28 protein-coding genes and 1 pseudogene are annotated in these 20,537 nt (G+C 46.0%); 8 read left to right on the forward strand and 21 right to left on the reverse strand.

Annotated features, from left to right (window positions below; genetic code table 11):
- Positions 1-5: 5 nt before the first annotated feature.
- From rpsE to rpmE, 20 genes are all read right to left on the reverse strand, one after another.
- Positions 6-509, reverse strand: a complete 504-nt coding sequence (rpsE, locus tag EX191_RS14540) for a 30S ribosomal protein S5 (protein WP_004745894.1) — start codon at positions 507-509, stop codon at positions 6-8.
- Between the two features lie 14 nt (positions 510-523).
- Positions 524-877, reverse strand: coding sequence for a 50S ribosomal protein L18 (rplR, locus tag EX191_RS14545; RefSeq protein ID WP_005379568.1), 354 nt, complete (start codon positions 875-877; stop codon positions 524-526).
- Between the two features lie 9 nt (positions 878-886).
- Complete coding sequence (rplF, locus tag EX191_RS14550; protein WP_005392377.1) at positions 887-1,420, reverse strand: 50S ribosomal protein L6; 534 nt, start codon at positions 1,418-1,420, stop codon at positions 887-889.
- A gap of 13 nt (positions 1,421-1,433) precedes the next feature.
- Positions 1,434-1,826, reverse strand: a complete 393-nt coding sequence (gene rpsH, locus EX191_RS14555) for a 30S ribosomal protein S8 (RefSeq protein WP_005379572.1) — start codon at positions 1,824-1,826, stop codon at positions 1,434-1,436.
- Between the two features lie 29 nt (positions 1,827-1,855).
- Positions 1,856-2,161, reverse strand: a complete 306-nt coding sequence (gene rpsN, locus EX191_RS14560) for a 30S ribosomal protein S14 (protein ID WP_012841173.1) — start codon at positions 2,159-2,161, stop codon at positions 1,856-1,858.
- A gap of 17 nt (positions 2,162-2,178) precedes the next feature.
- Complete coding sequence (gene rplE / locus EX191_RS14565) at positions 2,179-2,718, reverse strand: 50S ribosomal protein L5 (protein ID WP_005379573.1); 540 nt, start codon at positions 2,716-2,718, stop codon at positions 2,179-2,181.
- Positions 2,719-2,741: 23 nt separating this feature from the next.
- Positions 2,742-3,059: a 50S ribosomal protein L24 gene (rplX, locus tag EX191_RS14570; protein WP_005379574.1), complete on the reverse strand. Its 318-nt coding sequence runs from the start codon at positions 3,057-3,059 to the stop codon at positions 2,742-2,744.
- Between the two features lie 13 nt (positions 3,060-3,072).
- Positions 3,073-3,444, reverse strand: a complete 372-nt coding sequence (gene rplN / locus EX191_RS14575; RefSeq protein ID WP_004410450.1) for a 50S ribosomal protein L14 — start codon at positions 3,442-3,444, stop codon at positions 3,073-3,075.
- Positions 3,445-3,606: 162 nt separating this feature from the next.
- Complete coding sequence (gene rpsQ, locus EX191_RS14580) at positions 3,607-3,861, reverse strand: 30S ribosomal protein S17 (protein ID WP_005379575.1); 255 nt, start codon at positions 3,859-3,861, stop codon at positions 3,607-3,609.
- Positions 3,861-4,052, reverse strand: a complete 192-nt coding sequence (gene rpmC / locus EX191_RS14585) for a 50S ribosomal protein L29 (RefSeq protein WP_005379576.1) — start codon at positions 4,050-4,052, stop codon at positions 3,861-3,863. The genes rpsQ and rpmC overlap by 1 nt, the downstream gene beginning before the upstream one ends.
- A complete protein-coding gene (gene rplP / locus EX191_RS14590) occupies positions 4,052-4,462 on the reverse strand; it encodes a 50S ribosomal protein L16 (protein WP_005379577.1) in 411 nt (136 codons plus the stop codon). Before rplP ends, rpmC begins: the two co-directional genes overlap by 1 nt.
- A gap of 11 nt (positions 4,463-4,473) precedes the next feature.
- Entirely contained in the window at positions 4,474-5,172 is a 699-nt protein-coding gene (rpsC, locus tag EX191_RS14595; RefSeq protein WP_005383161.1) for a 30S ribosomal protein S3, read from the reverse strand.
- An 18-nt stretch (positions 5,173-5,190) separates the two neighbouring features.
- Positions 5,191-5,523 (reverse strand): 50S ribosomal protein L22, encoded by a 333-nt coding sequence (gene rplV, locus EX191_RS14600; RefSeq protein ID WP_005383164.1) that lies wholly within the window; start codon positions 5,521-5,523, stop codon positions 5,191-5,193.
- Between the two features lie 10 nt (positions 5,524-5,533).
- Positions 5,534-5,812: a 30S ribosomal protein S19 gene (gene rpsS, locus EX191_RS14605; protein WP_004394525.1), complete on the reverse strand. Its 279-nt coding sequence runs from the start codon at positions 5,810-5,812 to the stop codon at positions 5,534-5,536.
- A 21-nt stretch (positions 5,813-5,833) separates the two neighbouring features.
- A complete protein-coding gene (gene rplB / locus EX191_RS14610; protein ID WP_005383168.1) occupies positions 5,834-6,658 on the reverse strand; it encodes a 50S ribosomal protein L2 in 825 nt (274 codons plus the stop codon).
- 15 nt (positions 6,659-6,673) lie between these two features.
- On the reverse strand, positions 6,674-6,976 hold the full coding sequence (gene rplW, locus EX191_RS14615) for a 50S ribosomal protein L23 (protein WP_004398471.1): 303 nt from the start codon (positions 6,974-6,976) through the stop codon (positions 6,674-6,676).
- A complete protein-coding gene (gene rplD / locus EX191_RS14620; RefSeq protein WP_005379556.1) occupies positions 6,973-7,575 on the reverse strand; it encodes a 50S ribosomal protein L4 in 603 nt (200 codons plus the stop codon). Before rplD ends, rplW begins: the two co-directional genes overlap by 4 nt.
- A 17-nt stretch (positions 7,576-7,592) precedes the next feature.
- On the reverse strand, positions 7,593-8,222 hold the full coding sequence (gene rplC, locus EX191_RS14625; protein WP_005379555.1) for a 50S ribosomal protein L3: 630 nt from the start codon (positions 8,220-8,222) through the stop codon (positions 7,593-7,595).
- Positions 8,223-8,236: 14 nt separating this feature from the next.
- Positions 8,237-8,548, reverse strand: coding sequence for a 30S ribosomal protein S10 (gene rpsJ / locus EX191_RS14630; RefSeq protein WP_004410492.1), 312 nt, complete (start codon positions 8,546-8,548; stop codon positions 8,237-8,239).
- 455 nt (positions 8,549-9,003) lie between these two features.
- Positions 9,004-9,225, reverse strand: a complete 222-nt coding sequence (gene rpmE, locus EX191_RS14635) for a 50S ribosomal protein L31 (protein ID WP_005379546.1) — start codon at positions 9,223-9,225, stop codon at positions 9,004-9,006.
- Between the two features lie 295 nt (positions 9,226-9,520).
- On the opposite strand from rpmE, the gene priA reads away from it, so the two are divergent.
- The 7 genes and pseudogenes from priA to rraA all read left to right on the forward strand — a co-directional run bounded on the left by priA (position 9,521) and on the right by rraA (position 18,325).
- Positions 9,521-11,725 (forward strand): primosomal protein N', encoded by a 2,205-nt coding sequence (gene priA, locus EX191_RS14640; RefSeq protein ID WP_193447954.1) that lies wholly within the window; start codon positions 9,521-9,523, stop codon positions 11,723-11,725.
- Between the two features lie 303 nt (positions 11,726-12,028).
- On the forward strand, positions 12,029-13,057 hold the full coding sequence (cytR, locus tag EX191_RS14645) for a DNA-binding transcriptional regulator CytR (protein ID WP_341480775.1): 1,029 nt from the start codon (positions 12,029-12,031) through the stop codon (positions 13,055-13,057).
- A 224-nt stretch (positions 13,058-13,281) separates the two neighbouring features.
- Positions 13,282-13,829, forward strand: a pseudogene (gene ftsN / locus EX191_RS14650) (cell division protein FtsN).
- A gap of 115 nt (positions 13,830-13,944) precedes the next feature.
- Complete coding sequence (hslV, locus tag EX191_RS14655) at positions 13,945-14,496, forward strand: ATP-dependent protease subunit HslV (RefSeq protein WP_005383176.1); 552 nt, start codon at positions 13,945-13,947, stop codon at positions 14,494-14,496.
- Between the two features lie 23 nt (positions 14,497-14,519).
- The gene (gene hslU, locus EX191_RS14660; RefSeq protein ID WP_193447957.1) at positions 14,520-15,851 is read left to right on the forward strand and encodes an HslU--HslV peptidase ATPase subunit; all 1,332 of its coding nucleotides are present in this window, start codon (positions 14,520-14,522) and stop codon (positions 15,849-15,851) included.
- Positions 15,852-16,824: 973 nt separating this feature from the next.
- Positions 16,825-17,742: a 1,4-dihydroxy-2-naphthoate polyprenyltransferase gene (locus EX191_RS14665; RefSeq protein ID WP_047009017.1), complete on the forward strand. Its 918-nt coding sequence runs from the start codon at positions 16,825-16,827 to the stop codon at positions 17,740-17,742.
- Positions 17,743-17,818: 76 nt separating this feature from the next.
- The gene (rraA, locus tag EX191_RS14670; protein WP_005397954.1) at positions 17,819-18,325 is read left to right on the forward strand and encodes a ribonuclease E activity regulator RraA; all 507 of its coding nucleotides are present in this window, start codon (positions 17,819-17,821) and stop codon (positions 18,323-18,325) included.
- Between the two features lie 135 nt (positions 18,326-18,460).
- Here rraA and zapB read toward each other — a convergent pair whose 3' ends face one another.
- Complete coding sequence (zapB, locus tag EX191_RS14675) at positions 18,461-18,703, reverse strand: cell division protein ZapB (protein WP_005379536.1); 243 nt, start codon at positions 18,701-18,703, stop codon at positions 18,461-18,463.
- Between the two features lie 348 nt (positions 18,704-19,051).
- On the opposite strand from zapB, the gene glpX reads away from it, so the two are divergent.
- Positions 19,052-20,059: a class II fructose-bisphosphatase gene (gene glpX / locus EX191_RS14680; protein ID WP_193447958.1), complete on the forward strand. Its 1,008-nt coding sequence runs from the start codon at positions 19,052-19,054 to the stop codon at positions 20,057-20,059.
- The last annotated feature ends 478 nt before the right edge of the window (positions 20,060-20,537 follow it).

Raw genomic sequence — 20,537 nt, forward strand, 5'->3', positions numbered from 1 at the left:
TGTTCTTACTCCGAAATAGATTCAACAGTTAGACCACGTTTAGCAGCAACCATTTCTGGTGACTTCATGCTACCTAGTGCATCGATCGTTGCACGAACGATGTTGATAGGGTTCGTAGAACCGTACGCTTTAGATAGTACGTTGTGTACACCAGCAACTTCTAGTACTGCACGCATCGCACCACCTGCGATAACACCAGTACCTTCTGCAGCAGGCTGCATGTAAACTTTAGAGCCCGAATGGCGACCTTTCACTGGGTGGTGAAGAGTGCCTTCGTTTAGAGCGATCGTAGTCATGTTACGACGCGCTTTTTCCATTGCTTTTTGAATCGCTGCAGGTACTTCACGAGCTTTGCCGTAACCGAAACCTACACGACCATTACCGTCACCAACTACTGTTAGTGCAGTGAAGCTCATGATTCGACCGCCTTTAACCGTCTTAGATACGCGGTTAACTGCGATTAGCTTTTCTTGCAAATCATTCGCTTGAACTTGTTGTTCTTTAGCCATCTTCCAACCCTACCTTAGAATTTCAGACCAGCTTCGCGAGCAGATTCTGCTAGCGCCGCTACTCGACCGTGGTATTGGAAACCAGAACGATCAAATGCAACTGCAGTTACGCCCTTCTCAAGAGCGCGCTCAGCAATAGCTTTACCCACTGCTTTAGCTGCATCAACGTTACCAGTGTATTTCACTTGCTCACGGATCGCTTTTTCTACAGTAGAAGCTGCTGCGATAACCTCAGAGCCGTTAGCCGCGATAACCTGTGCGTACACGTGACGAGGAGTACGGTGTACAACTAGGCGAGTCGCACCCAGTTCTGCAATCTTACGACGTGCACGTGTAGCACGACGGATGCGAGATGCTTTCTTATCCATAGTGTTACCTTACTTCTTCTTAGCTTCTTTAGTACGCACATTTTCATCTGCGTAACGAACACCTTTGCCTTTGTATGGCTCAGGCTCACGGTAAGAACGAATGTCAGCCGCAACTTGACCAACTAGTTGCTTGTCAGCACCAGTGATCACGATTTCAGTTTGGCTTGGACATTCAGCTTTAATACCCGCTGGCAACTCGTGCTCAACTGGGTGTGAGAAGCCTAGTGTTAGACCTACAGCGTTGCCTTTGATAGCAGCACGGTAACCTACACCTTTAAGAGTTAGCTTCTTAGTAAAGCCTTCAGTAACACCAACAACCATGTTGTTAACTAGAGCGCGAGCAGTACCTGCTTGAGCCCATGCGTTAGCAACACCTTCTTTAGGACCGAAAGTCAGGTTATTTTCTTCCTGAGCGATTACAACTGCATCGTTAAGAACGCGAGTTAGTTCGCCTTTCGCACCTTTTACAGTGATTTCTTGGCCGTTTAGTTTCACCTCTACGCCAGCTGGAATAGCGACAGGTGCTTTTGCAACACGAGACATAGTCTACTCCTTATTAAGCTACGTAAGCGATGATTTCACCACCAAGACCTGCTTTACGTGCAGCGCGGTCTGACATAAGACCCTTGGAAGTTGAAACGATAGCAATACCAAGACCACCCATTACAGAAGGAAGTTCATCTTTCTTCTTGTAAACACGTAGACCTGGACGAGAAACACGTTTAAGTTGCTCGATTACTGGTTTAGCTTGGAAGTACTTAAGTGTAACTTCTAGCTCAGGTTTTGCTTCGCCTTCAACAGCGAAGTCAACGATGTAACCTTCAGCTTTTAGTAGTGCAGCAATTGCAACTTTAAGCTTTGAAGAAGGCATTTTTACAGCAACTTTGTTTGCTGCCTGACCGTTACGAACGCGGGTCAGCATATCCGAAATCGGATCTTGCATGCTCATATGATTTACTCCAAATGATTAAGTGGCAATTACCAGCTAGCCTTACGAAGACCCGGAATCTCGCCTTTCATGCAAGCTTCACGAACCTTAATACGGCTTAGACCGAACTTACGTAGGTAACCGTGTGGACGACCAGTTTGGTTGCAACGGTTGCGCTGACGTGATGCACTTGAATCACGTGGAAGAGATTGCAGTGTAAGAACCGCGTTCCAACGATCTTCTTCAGATGCGTTTACATCGCTGATGATAGCTTTTAGCGCTGCACGCTTTTCAGCGAACTTAGCTACTAGCTGTGCACGTTTAGCTTCACGTGCTTTCATTGATTGTTTAGCCATAACAGTAACCCTTCACCTTACTTACGGAATGGGAAGTTAAAGGCAGCCAGCAGAGCACGGCCTTCCTCATCAGTACCAGCAGACGTCGTAATAGTGATGTCTAAACCGCGTACACGATCAACTTTATCAAAGTCGATTTCCGGGAAGATGATTTGCTCGCGAACGCCCATGCTGTAGTTACCGCGACCGTCAAAAGACTTAGCGCTAACACCACGGAAGTCACGTACACGTGGAAGAGCGATGTTAATTAAACGCTCAAGAAAATCCCACATACGTTCGCCACGCAAGGTTACTTTACAACCGATAGGGTAGCCTTCACGGATTTTGAAACCTGCAACAGATTTGCGCGCTTTTGTGATAAGTGGCTTTTGACCAGAGATCGTTGCCATATCAGACGCTGCATTTTCTAGCAGTTTCTTATCGTTGATTGCTTCACCAACACCCATGTTTAGGGTGATTTTCTCGATTCTAGGGACTTGCATGACGCTTGTGTAACCGAACTGTTTGGTCAGTTCAGCGACTACAGACGACTTGTAGTAATCATGCAGTTTCGCCATAGTAGAACTCCAAATTACTTCTATTAGTTAGAAACGGTTTCGCCGTTAGACTTGAAGAAACGAACTTTTTTGCCGTCTTCAAAACGGAAACCGATACGGTCAGCTTTACCAGTAGCTGCGTTGAAAATCGCCACGTTAGAAACGTCGATTGCTGCTTCTTGCTCTACGATACCGCCTTGGATACCCATAGCTGGAACAGGTTTCTGATGCTTCTTAACTAGGTTGATACCTTCAACGATAACTTTACCAGTTGCTAGAACCTTAGTTACTTTACCTTTCTTGCCTTTGTCTTTACCAGCAAGAACGATTACTTCGTCATTACGACGGATTTTAGCTGCCATTTCTACGTGCTCCTTACAGAACTTCTGGAGCCAGTGAAACGATCTTCATGAACTTATCGCCACGAAGTTCGCGTGTCACAGGACCAAAGATACGTGTACCGATTGGTTGCTCAGTATTGTCGTTTAGCAATACGCAAGCATTTCGGTCGAAGCGAATGACAGAACCGTCAGGACGACGTACGCCTTTACGGGTGCGCACTACCACCGCCTTCAGAACATCACCTTTTTTAACTTTACCGCGAGGGATTGCTTCCTTCACAGTAACTTTGATGACGTCACCGATATGTGCATAACGGCGGTGAGAGCCACCCAGAACCTTAATACACATTACGCTGCGTGCGCCTGAGTTATCAGCTGCGTCCAGCATACTTTGCATTTGGATCATGTTAGTGCTCCGCTAAATATTAATAACTAGACCCATCACGGGTCGGGCTGCCTCTTTAAAAGGGACGCGAATTGTACCACCCTTTTTTGTGATTGGGTAGTCAAAAAATAAACGGCTCCAAAAATATTTTGGAGCCGCTTTAGTTTCATAGAATTAACGAGATTAAATCTTCGCCTTTTCTAGAACTTTTACCAAAGTCCAAGACTTAGTCTTAGACAGTGGACGACACTCTGCGATTTCAACTGTGTCGCCTAGGCCACACTCGTTGTTCTCGTCATGTGCGTGTACTTTAGTCGTACGTTTTACGTATTTACCGTAGATTGGGTGTTTTACGAAACGTTCGATAGCAACAGTGATAGACTTGTCCATCTTATCGCTAACAACACGACCTTGTTGAGTACGTTTTACTTCGCTCATTATGCGCCTGCCTTCTCAGTCAAAACAGTTTTCACACGTGCGATATCACGGCGTACAGCTTTCAGAGTATGAGTTTGCTGTAGTTGACCAGTCGCAGCTTGCATGCGCAAGTTGAACTGTTCACGTAGCAAATTCATTAGCTCAGCGTTAAGCTCTTCAACGCTTTTCTCGCGTAGATCTTGTGCTTTCATCACATCACCTGCTTAGTTACAAATGTAGTTTTGAAAGGCAGTTTACGTGCCGCAAGACGGAACGCTTCACGTGCCAATTCTTCAGGTACACCACCCATTTCGTACATAACCTTACCAGGTTGGATTTGGGCTACCCAGTACTCAACGTTACCTTTACCCTTACCTTGACGAACTTCAAGTGGTTTTTCTGTGATTGGTTTGTCTGGGAACACACGGATCCAGATTTTACCTTGACGCTTAACGTGACGTGTCATTGCACGACGTGCCGCTTCGATTTGACGAGCAGTTAGACGACCACGGCCAACAGCTTTAAGACCGAATTCGCCGAAGCTTACATCAGTACCTTTAGCTAGACCACGGTTACGACCAGTCTGAACCTTACGGAACTTAGTACGTTTAGGTTGTAGCATCTGTCGACTCCTTACTTACGGCCTTTACGCTGCTTCTTAGGCTTGTCGCCTTTAGGCTCTACAGCGTTAGCTGCTGGCATACCACCTAGGATTTCACCTTTGAAGATCCAAGTTTTAATGCCGATCACACCGTATTGAGTGTGAGCCGAAGAAGTTGCGTAATCAATGTCAGCACGTAGAGTGTGTAGAGGCACACGGCCTTCACGGTACCACTCTGAACGTGCGATTTCAGCGCCGCCTAGACGACCGCTTACTTCCACTTTGATACCTTTAGCGCCTAGGCGCATTGCGTTTTGTACTGCGCGCTTCATAGCACGACGGAACATAACACGACGCTCTAGCTGAGACGCGATGCTGTCACCAACAAGTTGCGCATCTAGTTCAGGCTTACGTACTTCAGCGATGTTAATTTGCGCTGGTACACCTGCAATTTTAGCTACAGCTGCGCGTAGCTTCTCAACGTCTTCACCTTTCTTACCGATAACAACGCCTGGACGAGCAGTGTGAATAGTCACACGGATGCTCTTAGCAGGACGCTCGATAACGATACGTGATAGAGACGCTTTTTTCAGTTCACTTGTAAGGAACTGACGTACCTTGAAGTCGCCGTCTAGGTTGTCAGCGAAATCTTTGGTGTTAGCAAACCATGTAGCATTCCAAGGCTTAACGATGCCTAGACGAATACCATTTGGATGTACTTTTTGACCCATTGCTTACTCTCCTAGTCTCTAGCGATCTGCTACAACAACAGTGATGTGGCTTGAACGCTTCAAGATACGATCCGCACGACCTTTAGCACGAGGCATAATACGCTTCATGGTTGGGCCTTCATCTACAAAGATTTTTGCGACATTCAGATCGTCAATATCTGCACCTTCGTTGTGCTCCGCGTTAGCGATAGCAGACTCTAGAACTTTCTTAACTAGTGCAGCAGCTTTTTTGTTGCTGAACGTTAGGATTTCTAGAGCTTGGTCAACAGATTTACCACGGATTAGATCCGCAACTAAGCGAGCTTTCTGAGGCGAAATGCGAGCAAAGTTATGTTTAGCAATTGCTTCCATTATTTACTCCTTAGCGCTTCTTAGCTTTCTTATCCGCAGCGTGACCGCGGTAAGTACGTGTTGGTGCGAATTCACCCAGTTTGTGACCGATCATTTCATCAGTTACAAATACTGGTACGTGCTGACGACCATTATGGACAGCGATGGTCAAACCGATCATCGTAGGGATGATCATTGAACGACGGGACCAAGTCTTAATAGGCTTTTTGTCTCCGCTTTCCACCGCTTTCTCTACCTTCTTCAGCAAGTGTAGGTCAATAAAAGGACCTTTCTTGAGAGAACGTGGCATGGCGATTCCTCTTTATATAGATTACTTGTTACGACGACGTACGATGTACTTGTCAGTGCGTTTGTTCTTACGAGTCTTGAAGCCTTTAGTAGGCATACCCCAAGGAGATACTGGGTGACGACCACCAGAAGTACGGCCTTCACCACCACCGTGTGGGTGGTCAATCGGGTTCATTACAACACCACGAACCGTTGGACGGATACCGCGATGACGTGATGCACCTGCTTTACCAAGTTCACGTAGCATGTGCTCAGAGTTACCAACTTCACCGATTGTTGCACGGCCTTCAGAAAGAACTTTGCGCATCTCGCCAGAACGTAGACGGATAGTTACGTACGCACCGTCGCGAGCAACGATTTGAGCGTAAGCACCAGCCGAACGAGCTAGCTGACCACCTTTACCAGGCTTAAGTTCAACGTTATGTACTGTTGAACCTACTGGGATATTACGCATTGGTAGAGTGTTACCAGCTTTGATTGGTGCATCAACACCAGACTGAATAACATCACCAGCTACAACACCTTTAGGTGCTAGGATGTAGCGACGCTCACCGTCTTTGTAAAGAACTAGAGCAATGTTTGCGCTACGGTTTGGATCGTATTCAAGACGCTCAACTGTCGCTGGAATACCATCTTTAGTACGTTTGAAGTCAACTACACGGTAGTGGTGCTTGTGACCACCGCCGATGTGACGTACTGTGATACGACCCTTGTTGTTACGACCACCGTTCTTAGAGTTTTTCTCTAGAAGAGGTGCGTATGGCTTGCCCTTGTGTAGGTCAGCGTTAACAACTTTAACAACATGACGACGACCAGGGGAAGTCGGCTTACATTTAACAATAGCCATTTTTAACTACTCCTGTTATTCCGCGCCGCCAACGAAGTCAAGATCTTGACCTTCTTTCAAAGTAACGTACGCTTTCTTAACGTCGCTGCGGCGACCTTGGCGTAGACCTTGACGTTTGGTCTTACCCTTAGTGATAAGAGTATTTACAGACTTAACTTCAACTTCAAATAGCTTTTCTACAGCTGCTTTGATCTCTTTTTTAGTCGCATCTTTCGCTACTTTGAAAACGATAGTGTTCGCTTTCTCAGCTGCCATAGTTGCTTTTTCAGAGATGTGCGGTGCACGTAGAACTTTTAGGATACGCTCTTCAGTGATCATGCTAGCATTTCCTCTACTTGCTTAACTGCTTCTGCAGTCATTACAACTTTGTCAAACGCGATTAGAGATACTGGATCGATACCAGCAACATCACGTGCGTCAACTTTGTATAGGTTACGAGCAGCTAGGAATAGATTCTCATCTACTTCGCTAGTCACGATTAGAGCGTCAGTTAGCTCAAGCTCTTTAAGCTTAGCAACTAGCTCTTTAGTCTTTGGTGCTTCAACTGAGAAGTTATCAACAACGATTAGACGCTCTTGACGAACAAGCTCAGAAAGAATGCTCTTCATAGCACCACGGTACATTTTTTTGTTTACTTTTTGGCTGTGATCTTGTGGTTTCGCAGCAAAAGTAACACCACCTGTACGCCAGATTGGGCTACGGATTGTACCAGCACGCGCACGGCCAGTACCTTTTTGACGCCATGGCTTAGCGCCACCGCCAGAAACTTCTGAACGTGTTTTTTGAGCACGAGTACCTTGACGAGCACCTGCTGCGTACGCAACAACTACTTGGTGTACAAGAGCTTCGTTAAACTCACGTCCGAAAGTAGTTTCGGAAACAGTTAGTGCATCGGCACCTTTAACCATTAGTTCCATTACTTACTCCTGAGACGTTATGCTTTAACAGCTGGTTTAACGATCACGTTGCCGCCAGTTGCGCCTGGGACTGCACCTTTAATAAGAAGCAGGTTGCGCTCAGCGTCAACACGTACGATCTCTAGGTTTTGAGTCGTTACACGCTCAGCACCCATGTGACCTGCCATTTTCTTGCCTTTAAATACGCGACCTGGAGTCTGACATTGACCGATAGAACCAGGAGCACGGTGAGACAATGAGTTACCGTGAGTCATATCTTGAGTACGGAAGTTCCAACGCTTAACAGCGCCTTGGAAACCTTTACCCTTAGATGTACCAGTAACGTCTACTTTCTTAGTTTCGTTGAATAGTTCAACAGTTAGTTCTGAACCAACTTCGAACTCTTCGCCGTTTTCTAAACGGAATTCCCAAAGACCGCGACCAGCTTCAACGCCAGCTTTAGCAAAGTGACCTGCTTCAGCTTTGTTTACGCGGTTAGCTTTCTTAGAACCAGCTGTAACCTGGATTGCTGCGTAGCCGTCAGTTTCAAGAGTTTTCACTTGAGAAACACGGTTAGCTTCAACCTCAACAACAGTTACTGGGATAGAAACGCCTTCTTCAGTAAATACGCGGGTCATGCCCACTTTACGACCGATTAGACCAATCATACTTCTAATCTCCCTTAACCTAGGCTAATTTGAACGTCAACGCCCGCAGCAAGGTCTAGACGCATTAGAGCATCAACAGTCTTGTCTGTTGGCTCAACGATGTCGATTAGACGCTTGTGAGTACGGATTTCGTACTGGTCACGTGCTTTCTTGTTAACGTGTGGAGAGATAAGAACTGTGAAACGCTCTTTACGAGTTGGCAGTGGGATTGGACCACGAACCTGTGCGCCAGTGCGCTTAGCTGTTTCAACGATTTCCGCTGTAGAAGCATCGATTAGTTTGTAATCGAAAGCTTTTAGGCGGATACGGATACGTTGGTTCTGCATGAGACAGAGCTCCAAATTTAATAAATTACACAAACAATATCGCCACTCAAACTCGTCAAGACGAGAGAATGCCGATTGATTTATGTGAAACCGTAGCATCCAAGATTAGGACGCATTGTCAGTTAATTTTCGATTAACTATCCCTATATGCCAAAGTCACCTTTGAGGATAGTTTTTCCGAAGAAAAGATAGCTAATTGTATTAACCGCGAACATAAGCTGAGTATACATTACCTCACAAACCCTTAGATTTGCTCGCTCCTCACTGCTCATTGGTTCACAACTGGCTTAACCAGTGCGCTGCATTATACAGATCACATTTTAGGTTGCAAGCGCTGAGTGAAAAATAATCGGGAGTATTCCAAACCCTATAGATCCCTCTTCGCTTGGTAGCCATTAAACAAAAAGGACGCTTCAGCGTCCTTTTCTAAACTGTAATCGTAATAGCGCCTGCTATTATTTCTTACCGCTTGATAGTGCACCGAAACGCTTGTTGAAGCGATCAACACGGCCGCCTGTATCAACGATACGTTGCTTACCTGTGTAGAATGGGTGACACTTGTCACATACGTCTAGGTGGATAGACTCTTTACCTAGAGTAGAGTTGAACTCAAAAGAGTTGCCGCAAGAACAAGTCGCTTTTACTGCTTTGTATTCTGGGTGGATACCAGCTTTCATGGGATAACCTCAATAGTAGGCCGTGTCGCTATACGAATCTAAGCCGCACACCACACGCAATTAATAATAAAATGGGATACCGCATCAACTAATTGCCGAAGCCATATCTCAAGGCGCGATATAGTAAAGAATCACATTGCTCGGATCAACACATTTGGCAACTTTTTCGCCACTTTTTTAGCCAGACTAATCATAGAGGCACGATTCACGCTGAATCACATAGCTTTACTCGAATTTCCATACCGATTTTAATAGACTCTCATTTCCTTTCCCTCTTTTTAATAGCTAAGAATTTATGCGTCCAACCATTGCTAGAGTGGCATTACCCGTTCCGCTCGACAAACAATTTGATTACGCCATTCCGGGGCACCTGTTTCCGATCATTGGTGGACGCGTATCGGTACCTTTTGGACGCCAAACCTTAGTCGGCATCGTCACCGCGGTGGTTAACCATTCGGACTTCCCCAAAGATCAACTCAAGCCAATCAAAGCGGTTCTTGACTCTCAGCCCGTGTGGTCAGAAAAACTCTATTCATTGCTGACTTGGTGCAGCCAATTCTACCAATACCCACTTGGAGACACGCTTCACAATGCGATGCCGTCAGCCCTACGTAAAGGAAAGCCTGCCGATTTCGCCACGCTACAGGAGTGGCAAGTTACCGAGCCCGGTAAAGACAAGCTGATGCAAGGACTCGATCGTCGAGCAGTAAAGCAACAGAAAGTTTTGCAAATGCTTATAAACGGCCCTTTACCCCATCAAAAATTTGTCGACCAAGAAATCGCCTCAACGGTACTAAAATCCTTAGAAGAGAAAGGCTGGATTGAACGTATCGAGAAGAAACCGACAATTACCCAGTGGGGGCAGCACGTTGAGTGTGACGTTGAAAAGCCAAAGCTCAACCATGAACAAGCACTCGCGATTGCCAGCGTAAATAGCCAAACGGGCTTTGCTTGCTATTTATTAGAAGGGGTCACGGGATCCGGTAAAACCGAAGTTTACTTAAACCTTATCAAGCCCGTTCTAGAGCAAGGGAAACAAGCATTAGTTTTAGTACCTGAGATCGGTCTAACGCCCCAAACCATCAACCGCTTTAAACATCGATTTAATGTCCCAGTAGATGTGATTCATTCCGGTTTGAATGAAACAGAGCGTTTGAACGCCTGGTTATCGGCTCGCGATAAAGCCGCGGGGATCATCATTGGTACGCGCTCAGCCCTACTGACACCTTTTGCTGATTTGGGGATTATTATCGTTGATGAAGAGCATGACTCCTCTTATAAGCAACAAGACAGCTTGCGTTACCACGCTCGTGATGTTGCTGTCATGCGCGCCCATAAAGAGCAAGTGCCGATTGTCCTTGGCTCAGCGACGCCAGCGTTAGAAACCCTACATAATGCGCTGTCTGGTAAATATCACCATTTAACACTCACCCAACGAGCTGGCTCTGCCGTGCCAACCACCAATAAAGTGTTAGATGTAAAAGGTCAGTATTTAGAAAGTGGCTTATCCGCCCAACTGATTGCCGAAATGCGCAAACACTTAAAAATGGGCAATCAGGTTATGTTGTTTCTTAACCGCCGAGGTTTCTCGCCCGCTTTGATGTGCCATGAATGTGGTTGGATTGCAGAATGTAAACGCTGTGATGCGTACTATACGTTCCACCATTACAGCAACGAAATACGCTGCCATCACTGCGGCTCACAACAACCTGTCATTCATCAGTGTCAGGGATGTGGTTCAACTCAACTGGTTACCGTCGGCGTAGGAACGGAACAGCTCGAACAACAATTGGCTCAGTTGTTTCCAGAATACAAAGCCATTCGCATCGACAGAGACAGCACACGTCGCAAAGGTAGCTTGGAAGATGCCCTTGAGTCGATTCGTAAAGGTGAATACCAAATACTGATAGGCACTCAAATGCTGGCTAAGGGGCACCACTTTCCAAATGTAACGCTCGTTGCTCTTTTGGATGTTGATGGCTCTCTATATAGTAGTGACTTCCGCGCTTCGGAGCGATTAGCTCAGCTGTTTATTCAAGTCGCAGGTCGTGCTGGCCGAGCAAGTAAACCTGGCGAAGTGATCCTGCAAACTCACCATCCTGAGCACAGCTTGCTGCAAGCCCTACTTCAAAAAGACTATCGTCACTTTGCTATGACAGCTCTGGAAGAACGTAAGCTCGCCCAGCTTCCGCCTTATAGTTTCTTGACTCTGTTTAAAGCAGAAGCAAACCAAAGTGAGGTAGTTGAAGACTTCCTGCGTCAGGTTCGCTTTACGTTAGAATCACACCCTCTGTTCGATGATTCCTGCATGGTGTTAGGTCCCACTCCTTCACCTTTGGCCAAGCGGGCTGGTAAATACCGCTGGCAGCTGTTACTTCAAACCCAGCATCGTTCATTGATGCAAAAGTTATTAACCAGTGCCAAACCTGCTATTGAGTTGTTGCCAAATGCCAAGAAAGTTCGCTGGAATTTAGACATAGAGCCACAAGATCTCAGCTAGCAAACGTTTAACTATGTAATGAATTACCATTTAATGTGACGAGCATCACGACGGGATTGCAATTTTTGTTAAACAGACCGTAACTTTCACTTTAGAAATGAATAGACTATCCAAATTAGAAAAGTCTAAAGTGACTTGTTCGCACAGGCTTAGATTAAAACAATGACTATTCCCACAAATTGATGTCGCAGTGAAGAATCCATTTTTCCACTTGTTAACACGAACTGAGCGAAGAGCAAACGCTGCTCTAACTCAGCGTGATTACTATGATTTCAAACCGGAATAACGTCATCTTGGCAAAAAATAAACGAGAGGTTAAAAACTATGGCGACAATGAAGGATGTTGCCCAGCTTGCGGGAGTGTCTACGGCTACGGTATCTCGAGCATTAATGAACCCAGAGAAGGTCTCTTCTTCAACGAGAAAAAGAGTAGAAGATGCCGTACTTGAAGCGGGTTATTCTCCAAACTCATTAGCGCGTAACTTACGTAGAAACGAATCAAAAACCATTGTCACTATCGTTCCCGACATCTGTGATCCTTATTTTTCTGAAATTATTCGCGGCATTGAAGATGCTGCCATGGAACATGGCTATCTAGTCCTGCTGGGCGATAGCGGACAACAGAAGAAACGCGAAAGTTCTTTCGTTAACCTCGTATTTACTAAGCAGGCGGATGGAATGCTACTGCTTGGCACAGATCTACCGTTCGATGTCAGTAAGCCAGAGCAAAAGAACTTACCTCCGATGGTAATGGCGTGTGAATTTGCGCCTGAACTCGAGCTTCCGACAGTACATATTGATAACCTGACCTCAGCATTTGAAGCGGTGAATTACCTAACCCAATTAGGTCATAAACGCATTGCTCAAATCTCTGGACCAGATACAGCAATATTGTGTCAGTTCCGCCAGCAAGGCTACCAACAAGCCCTGCGCCGTGCCGGCATCAATAAAGATCCACAATATAGTGTCATTACTGAGTTCTCTTTTGATGGCGGAGCAAAAGCCGTTCGTAAACTGCTCGAATTACCTGAGCCACCAACAGCTATTTTCTGTCACTGTGACACAATGGCCATCGGCGCAATTCAAGAAGCGAAAAAGCTTGGCTTACGAGTACCGCAAGATCTCTCCGTTGTGGGCTTTGATGACATTAACTTCGCTCAGTACTGCGATCCACCGTTGACCACCATCTCTCAGCCTCGCTATGAGATTGGTCGACAAGCAATGCTAATGATGCTCGAGATGTTAAAAGGCCACGACGTGCATTCAGGCTCGCGTTTGCTTGAAACTAATCTCGTCATTCGCGGAAGTGCAGCGCCACCACAGCGCTCTTAACCTAAAGATTAGGTATTCATACCCAAAGCGGTGCTAAGGCGCCGCTTTTTATTTACCCCTCCTGCTTTTTGTGTATCCCCGAATAAATATAAGCGAGAACGGAAACACACTCCTACACTCGGGCGTTGTCTCGCTTTAGCTATCAAGATTCTATCAATAGGGTGTTTTCTCAACTCGTTCTGGATTAACATATTTGCAAGAATCCTTGATGACCAGAAATAACCGTGGCAAATAGAGATTATGTAAGACGGGGGCGAGGTGCCCCAAAAAAGTCGACAAAAAACAACCGCCGAGAAGAAAAAAACCTTGGCGCAGTGGCCTGCTCGCTATCTTGCTCGTGGGTGGTTTTGGCTATGGTCTTTACCTTTTGAGTAGCGACCCAGAGCCAAAACCACCTGTCGTGAAGCAGCCAACAACCACTGTAAGCAAACCAAAGCCGAAAAAAGACTTGCCGCCACCACCAGAAGAAAAATGGGAATATGTTGAGTCACTACCGAAACGTGAAGTTGAAGTTGTGGCCAAAGAAATTGAAGTTTCTAAAATTCCTTACATCATGCAGTGTGGCGCGTACAAAACCCAGGCACAAGCGGAAGAGCGCAAGCTTGCAATCGCGTTCCAAGGGATGTCGAGCAAGATTCGTAAGAAAGAAGGTAGTTCATGGTATCGCGTGGTGCTAGGTCCGTATAAGTTCAAGCGTGATGCAGAACGTGACCGTCATAAACTGCAACGCGCGAAAATTGAGCCATGTGCGATTTGGAAAGAAAATCTTTAAACTCAGGCCCTAGGAGCTAAGATCCTAGGGCCTTTCTTTTTGCCCCCTTGAATCCCTATTTCCCCTCCCCCATATACTGAATTAAATCCAAAGAGAAATAATCAAGAGGTCGACTGTGACTACCATTGTATCTGTACGTCGAAATAATAAAGTCGTCATCGCGGGTGATGGCCAAGTATCTCTAGGCAATACCGTAATGAAAGGTAATGCGCGCAAAGTTCGCCGCTTATATAACAACCAAGTACTAGCGGGCTTTGCTGGCGGCACTGCGGATGCCTTCACCCTTTTTGAGCGCTTCGAAAGCAAGCTGCAAATGCACCAAGGCCACCTTACTAAGGCTGCGGTTGAGCTAGCCAAAGACTGGCGTAGCGATCGTGCTCTGCGCAAGCTCGAAGCCTTACTTGCCGTTGCCGACGAAACCGCATCGTTAATCATTACCGGTAATGGTGATGTCGTACAGCCAGAACACGACCTGATTGCGATTGGCTCTGGTGGTGCTTACGCACAAGCTGCAGCAACCGCCCTACTAGAAAACACAGATCTAGATGCTCGTGAGATCGCGGAAAAAGCTCTCAATATCGCGGGTGATATTTGTGTCTTCACCAACCACCACCACACAGTAGAAGAGCTAGACTCAACGGTAGAGCCTGAAAAACCAACCGCGTAATCGTAACGAAGTAAGGAAAGAATATGTCTGAAATGACGCCTCGCGAAATCGTTCATGAATTGAACCGCCACATTATCGGTCAAGAAAAAGCCAAGCGTTCGGTTGCGATTGCACTTCGTAACCGCTGGCGCCGTATGCAGCTTGAAGAAAGTTTGCGTGCCGAAGTGACGCCAAAAAACATTTTGATGATTGGTCCTACTGGTGTTGGTAAGACTGAAATCGCACGCCGCCTAGCAAAACTGGCAAATGCACCATTCATCAAAGTTGAAGCGACAAAATTCACAGAAGTGGGTTACGTTGGTAAAGAAGTTGAAACCATCATCCGTGACCTGACTGATGTCGCGGTAAAAATGACGCATCAACAAGCGATGGAAAAAGTAAAATTCCGCGCTGAAGAGCAAGCGGAAGAACGCATTCTTGATGCGCTACTGCCACCAGCACGTGATAGCTGGGGTCAAGCAGAGCAAACGGAAGAGTCTTCTCACACTCGCCAGATTTTCCGTAAAAAACTGCGTGAAGGCCAACTAGACGATAAAGAAATTGAAATCGACGTAGCCGCACCGCAAATGGGCGTAGAGATCATGGCGCCCCCAGGTATGGAAGAGATGACAAATCAGCTGCAAGGCATGTTCCAAAACCTAGCTGGCGACACCAAGAAAAAACGTAAGCTAAAAATCAAAGACGCGATGAAAGCGTTAGCGGAAGAAGAAGCGGCGAAATTGGTTAACCAAGAAGAGCTAAAAGAAGCAGCAATTTTCAACGTTGAAAACAACGGCATCGTATTTATCGATGAGATCGACAAGATCTGTAAACGCGGTGAGAGCTCAGGCCCAGACGTTTCACGCGAAGGTGTTCAGCGCGACCTGCTTCCATTGATTGAAGGCAGCACAGTATCAACCAAGCACGGCATGGTAAAAACAGACCACATTCTGTTTGTTGCATCTGGTGCATTCCAAGTGGCAAAACCATCTGATTTGATCCCAGAATTACAAGGTCGTCTACCAATTCGTGTTGAGCTAGAGGCACTAAGCAGCAACGACTTCAAACGCATTCTGACAGAGCCAAAAGCCTCTCTAACAGAGCAGTACGTGGCGTTGATGAAAACGGAAGATGTGGACATCGAGTTCACAGAAGATGGCATCACGCAAATCGCGGAAGCGGCATGGACGGTCAACGAAAGCACAGAAAACATCGGTGCTCGTCGCTTACACACCGTTATGGAACGCTTAATGGATGAAATCTCTTACGACGCGGCGGAGCAATCTGGCACGAAATTTGTTATCGATGCCGCTTATGTGAAAGAGCGCCTAGGCGACACGATTGAAGATGAAGATCTAAGCCGCTTTATTCTTTAACCGCAATCTATCCCACCAAAGCCCAGAAACTTGTTTCTGGGCTTTTTGTTTAGAATGACGATTACTGTGACAACACCTAAATCAAAAGATCTGGTCATTCTAGCGAGCTCAAGCGAGACTAAGAATCTAGTAACAGCGCATCCTGTTCTTTCCAGCTCACCTTAACCACCGCACAATCGGACGATAGATTCTGAATCACACTCGTTCCTCGTTTTTCAGAATGACGGTTACTTTGACAACATCTAAATCAAAAGATCTCGTCATTCTAAGGGTTCTCATCGAGACTAAGAATCTAGTAACAGCAAACGCCTATTCTTCCGAACTCGCCTTCACCACTACACAATCGGACGATAGATTCTGAATCACACTCGTTCCTCGTTGTTCAGAATGACGGTCACTGTGACAACACCTAAATCAAAAGATCTCGTCATTCTAGCGAGCTCAAGCGAGACTAAGAATCTAGTAACAGCACACCCTGTTCTTTCCAGCTCACCTTAACCACCGCACAATCGGATGATAGATTCTGAATCACCTCGTTCCTCGTTGTTCAGAATGACGGTCACTTAAACAACATCTAAATCAAAAGATCTGGTCATTCTAGCGAGCTCAAGCGAGACTAAGAATCTGCTAACAGCAGACGCCTACTCTTCATCTCTCACCTTAACCACCGCACAACCAGACGATAGATTCTGAATCACACTCGTTCCTCGTTGTTCAGAATGGCGGTGACTTTGACAACATCTAAATCAAAAGATCTCGTCATTCTAGCGAGCTCAAGCGAGACTAAGAATCTAATAGCAGTGTTCTCCGTACCCTCCACTTTCCAAAAAGAGGGCTATTTTATCGCCTCAAATATCGAAACTGCTTTCCTTCTACTTCACCCTTTGACTTTTAGTTGAGTTGTTTTAGGTCAATAGCGTATCTGCCTCTTTGTGCTTATACTGGGCACATTGGTTACTAGCACGAAATTTCCATGAAACAATCTTTACAGATCTGGCTTGAAGCCGCTCGCCCAAAAACACTACCTCTGGCGTTAGTCTCTATCTTAACGGGTAGCGTACTCGCCTACTCGGCGGGTCATTTTTCACCGACAATTGCCATCATGGCTTTCGTAACCGCGACGTTGCTGCAAATTCTATCCAACCTTGCGAACGACTATGGCGATGCCGTTCAAGGTACAGATAACGACAAACGCCTTGGCCCATTACGAGCGATGCAGTCTGGCGCGGTAAGTGCGAAACAGATGAAACAGGCGATTATCTTTAACATCGTTCTGACCGCCATTTCTGGCTTAGTGTTAGTTTTCTATTCACTAAGCTCACTAGAAAGCATTGTGACGTTTATCGGGCTGGGAATTTTAGCCATCCTCGCGGCGATTGCTTACACCATGGGTAGCAAACCATACGGTTACGTGGGGCTTGGCGATATTTCAGTTTTCTTGTTTTTTGGTTTACTCGGCGTATCCGGTACCTATTTCTTGCATACTGGTCACGTAGATACCACGCTATTCTTACCAGCTCTAGGCTGCGGTTTACTCGCCGTTGCAGTACTCAACATCAACAATATGCGTGATATCGAAAACGACCGAGAGTGTGGTAAACGCACGGTCGCAGTGCGTTTGGGTCAACGCAAAGCCAAGCAGTACCACTTTGTTTTACTTGGCGGTGCTATTCTTGCCTTTGCGGCTTACTTGTTAATTCAAGACAAACCCGTTTGGATTAGCTTGCCATTTTTACTTAGTATTTATTTCGTGGCCGATCATGGTAAAGCGGTTTGGCATACACAAAAGCCCGCTCAGATAGCACCAATGATGCCAGTCATCGTGAAATGCTCTTTAGTCACCAACGTTTTGTTTGCAACAATTGTGGTAGCTCAAACTCTAGTAAGTTAAAAAAGGATTGTCATTGCATTGACTTAATGCCTAGATATACTCAAAGACAACCAATTTCTGTTTAGAAAGGTACGCTATGGAATACAATACCTCAGCACTCTGTGATATCTACCTCGATCAGGTAGATGTGGTTGAACCAATGTTCAGCAATTTTGGCGGTCGCGCTTCATTTGCCGGGCAAATCACCACCATCAAGTGTTTTGAAGATAATTCGTTGATCCGCGAGACTTTAGAGCAAGATGGACTTGGTCGCGTTTTGTTAATTGACGGTGGCGGTTCCCTACGTAAAGCCCTTATCGATGCAGAAATCGCAACTATTGCGGAAGAAAACGAGTGGGAAGGCATTGTCGTTTACGGCTGTGTTCGTGAAGTAGATGAACTTGAAGATATGAACTTAGGCATTCAAGCCCTCGCCTCTATTCCTGTTGGAGCGACCAGCCAGGGTATTGGCGAATTGGATGTACCAGTCAACTTTGGCGGCGTCAGCTTTTTACCTGAAGATTATATTTATGCCGATAGCACCGGAATTATCCTGTCGCCTGAACCATTGAATATTGATTTAGAGTTGGATGAAGAAGAATAACGAGTCTTAGGTACCTAAGTTATAGGACCTTGTCTTGGCTATCAGACATAGAGCTTGTCCAAAGATTTCCTACTTCCCTAAAACACAAACACCCGCTTAACGCGGGTGTTTTTAATTTGGAATGAAGAAGCCGAATTATTCCACTTCGTCCATTTTGCCAAGTAGTGCACGAATGCGCTCTTGCCATTGCGCGTGCTCTTGTTGTGCTTGCTGTGCTTTTTGCTCTAGCTCTTCACGTTGAGAGCGAAGCTCGTTCGCTTCTTCCGCAAGTTTTGCTTTATCTTCTTTCAGCTCTTCGACTTCCATCTGAAGAAGAGTGATTGTGTCAACTGCAGTTTGAATTTTAGATTCTAGTTGTTCTAGTACTTCAAAAGACATCTTGGCCTACCTATGTTATTCCGTTGGGACGATGTGCGAGATTGATGCACACCTAACCTATATAATGTTCATTCTACTCAGCGTCGCGATGAGAAACACTCACTATATTCGATATTTCGCATCATTCGGTCAAAAAATCGGCGCAATCTCACTAAACGCTGACTTTTCTTATCGCCGAAGCATTTTTGAGCAAGGACTTTGCCTCCCCCCACGCTGAAAATCGCCCTAAGTATTGATCAAATTCAAGCTAGATAAAGTAAAAGCTCCGCAAAAAGGCAAACGTTTACCCTACGTTGTGATAGAATCGCCGCGCAAATTCTTCTTCCCTCTTGTTTACTTGGAGACATCATGAAACGCGATTTAGCAATGGCATTTTCCCGTGTGACTGAAGGTGCAGCTTTGGCTGGTTACAAATGGCTTGGCCGTGGCGATAAAAATGCAGCCGATGGCGCAGCTGTTGAAGTTATGCGCACCCTACTGAACAAAACAGATATCAGTGGTGAAATTGTCATTGGTGAGGGTGAAATCGATGATGCGCCAATGCTATACATTGGTGAGCAAGTGGGTATTGGTGGTGATGAAGTAGATATTGCAGTCGACCCGATTGAAGGGACGCGTATGACGGCAATGGGACAATCAAACGCACTAGCCGTACTTGCCGCAGGTGAGAAAGGCAGCTTTCTTAAAGCGCCAGATATGTACATGGAAAAACTGGTTGTTGGCCCTGGTGCAAAAGGCGTGATTGACTTAGAAAAGCCGTTAAAAGAGAACCTAGAGAACATAGCAAAAGCCCTGAACAAACCACTTGATACCTTAGTCGTTATTACCCTTGCGAAACCTCGCCACGATGACGTTATTGCAGAAATGCAAGCAATGGGCGTACGTGTCTTTGCGGTGCCTGATGGTGACGTGGCTGCCTCTATTCTGACTTGTATGCCAGACAGTGAAGTGGACATGATGTACTGTATTGGCGGCGCGCCAGAAGGGGTCGTATCAGCCGCGGTGATTCGAGCGCTAGACGGTGACATGCACGGTCGTCTACTTCCTCGTCATGAAGTAAAAGGCGATACTGAAGAAAACCGCATTTACGGCGCAGACGAACTAAAACGCTGCGATGAAATGGGCGTAAAAGCGAATGTTGTCCTCAAAATGGAAGACATGGCCCGTAGCGACAATGTGGTATTCTCAGCAACAGGCATTACTAAAGGTGACTTGCTAGAAGGCATCTCTCGCCAAGGCAATATCGCAACCACAGAAACGCTTCTCGTGCGTGGTCGATGCCGTACTATTCGTCGTATTAAGTCGACTCACTACCTAGATCGTAAAGATCCAGAAGTGCGTGATATTATTCTTTAGCATTTCTCGAGGCTCTAGCCAATCTGAGTTGGAGCCTTTCTTTCTCACACTCGTTCCTCGCTGTTCAGAATGACGGTTACCACAGCAAGCTCTAAATCAAAAGAGTTCGTCACTCTCGCGAGCTCCAGCGAGACTAAAAAATCCAGTAACAGCAAACTCCTATTCTCTCCCTCTCACCATAACCCCTACACAGCCGGACGATAGATTCTGAATCACACTCGTTCCTCGTTGTTCAGAATGACGGTGACTTTAATAAGCTCTAAATCAAAAGAACTCGTCATTCTAGCGAGCTCCAGCGAGACTAAGAATCTAATAACAGCAAACTCCTATTCTCTCCCTCTCACCATAACCATTGCACAACCGAACGATAGATTCTGAAGCACACTCGTTTCTCGCTGTTCAGAGTGGCGATATATATTGGTTCGCATGAACATAGACCCAACAGATCCCCACTCAAACTAAGTCAACACTTTTCTTT

It is taken from the genome of Vibrio chemaguriensis, from assembly GCF_012275705.1.
GTDB lineage: Bacteria > Pseudomonadota > Gammaproteobacteria > Enterobacterales > Vibrionaceae > Vibrio > Vibrio diabolicus.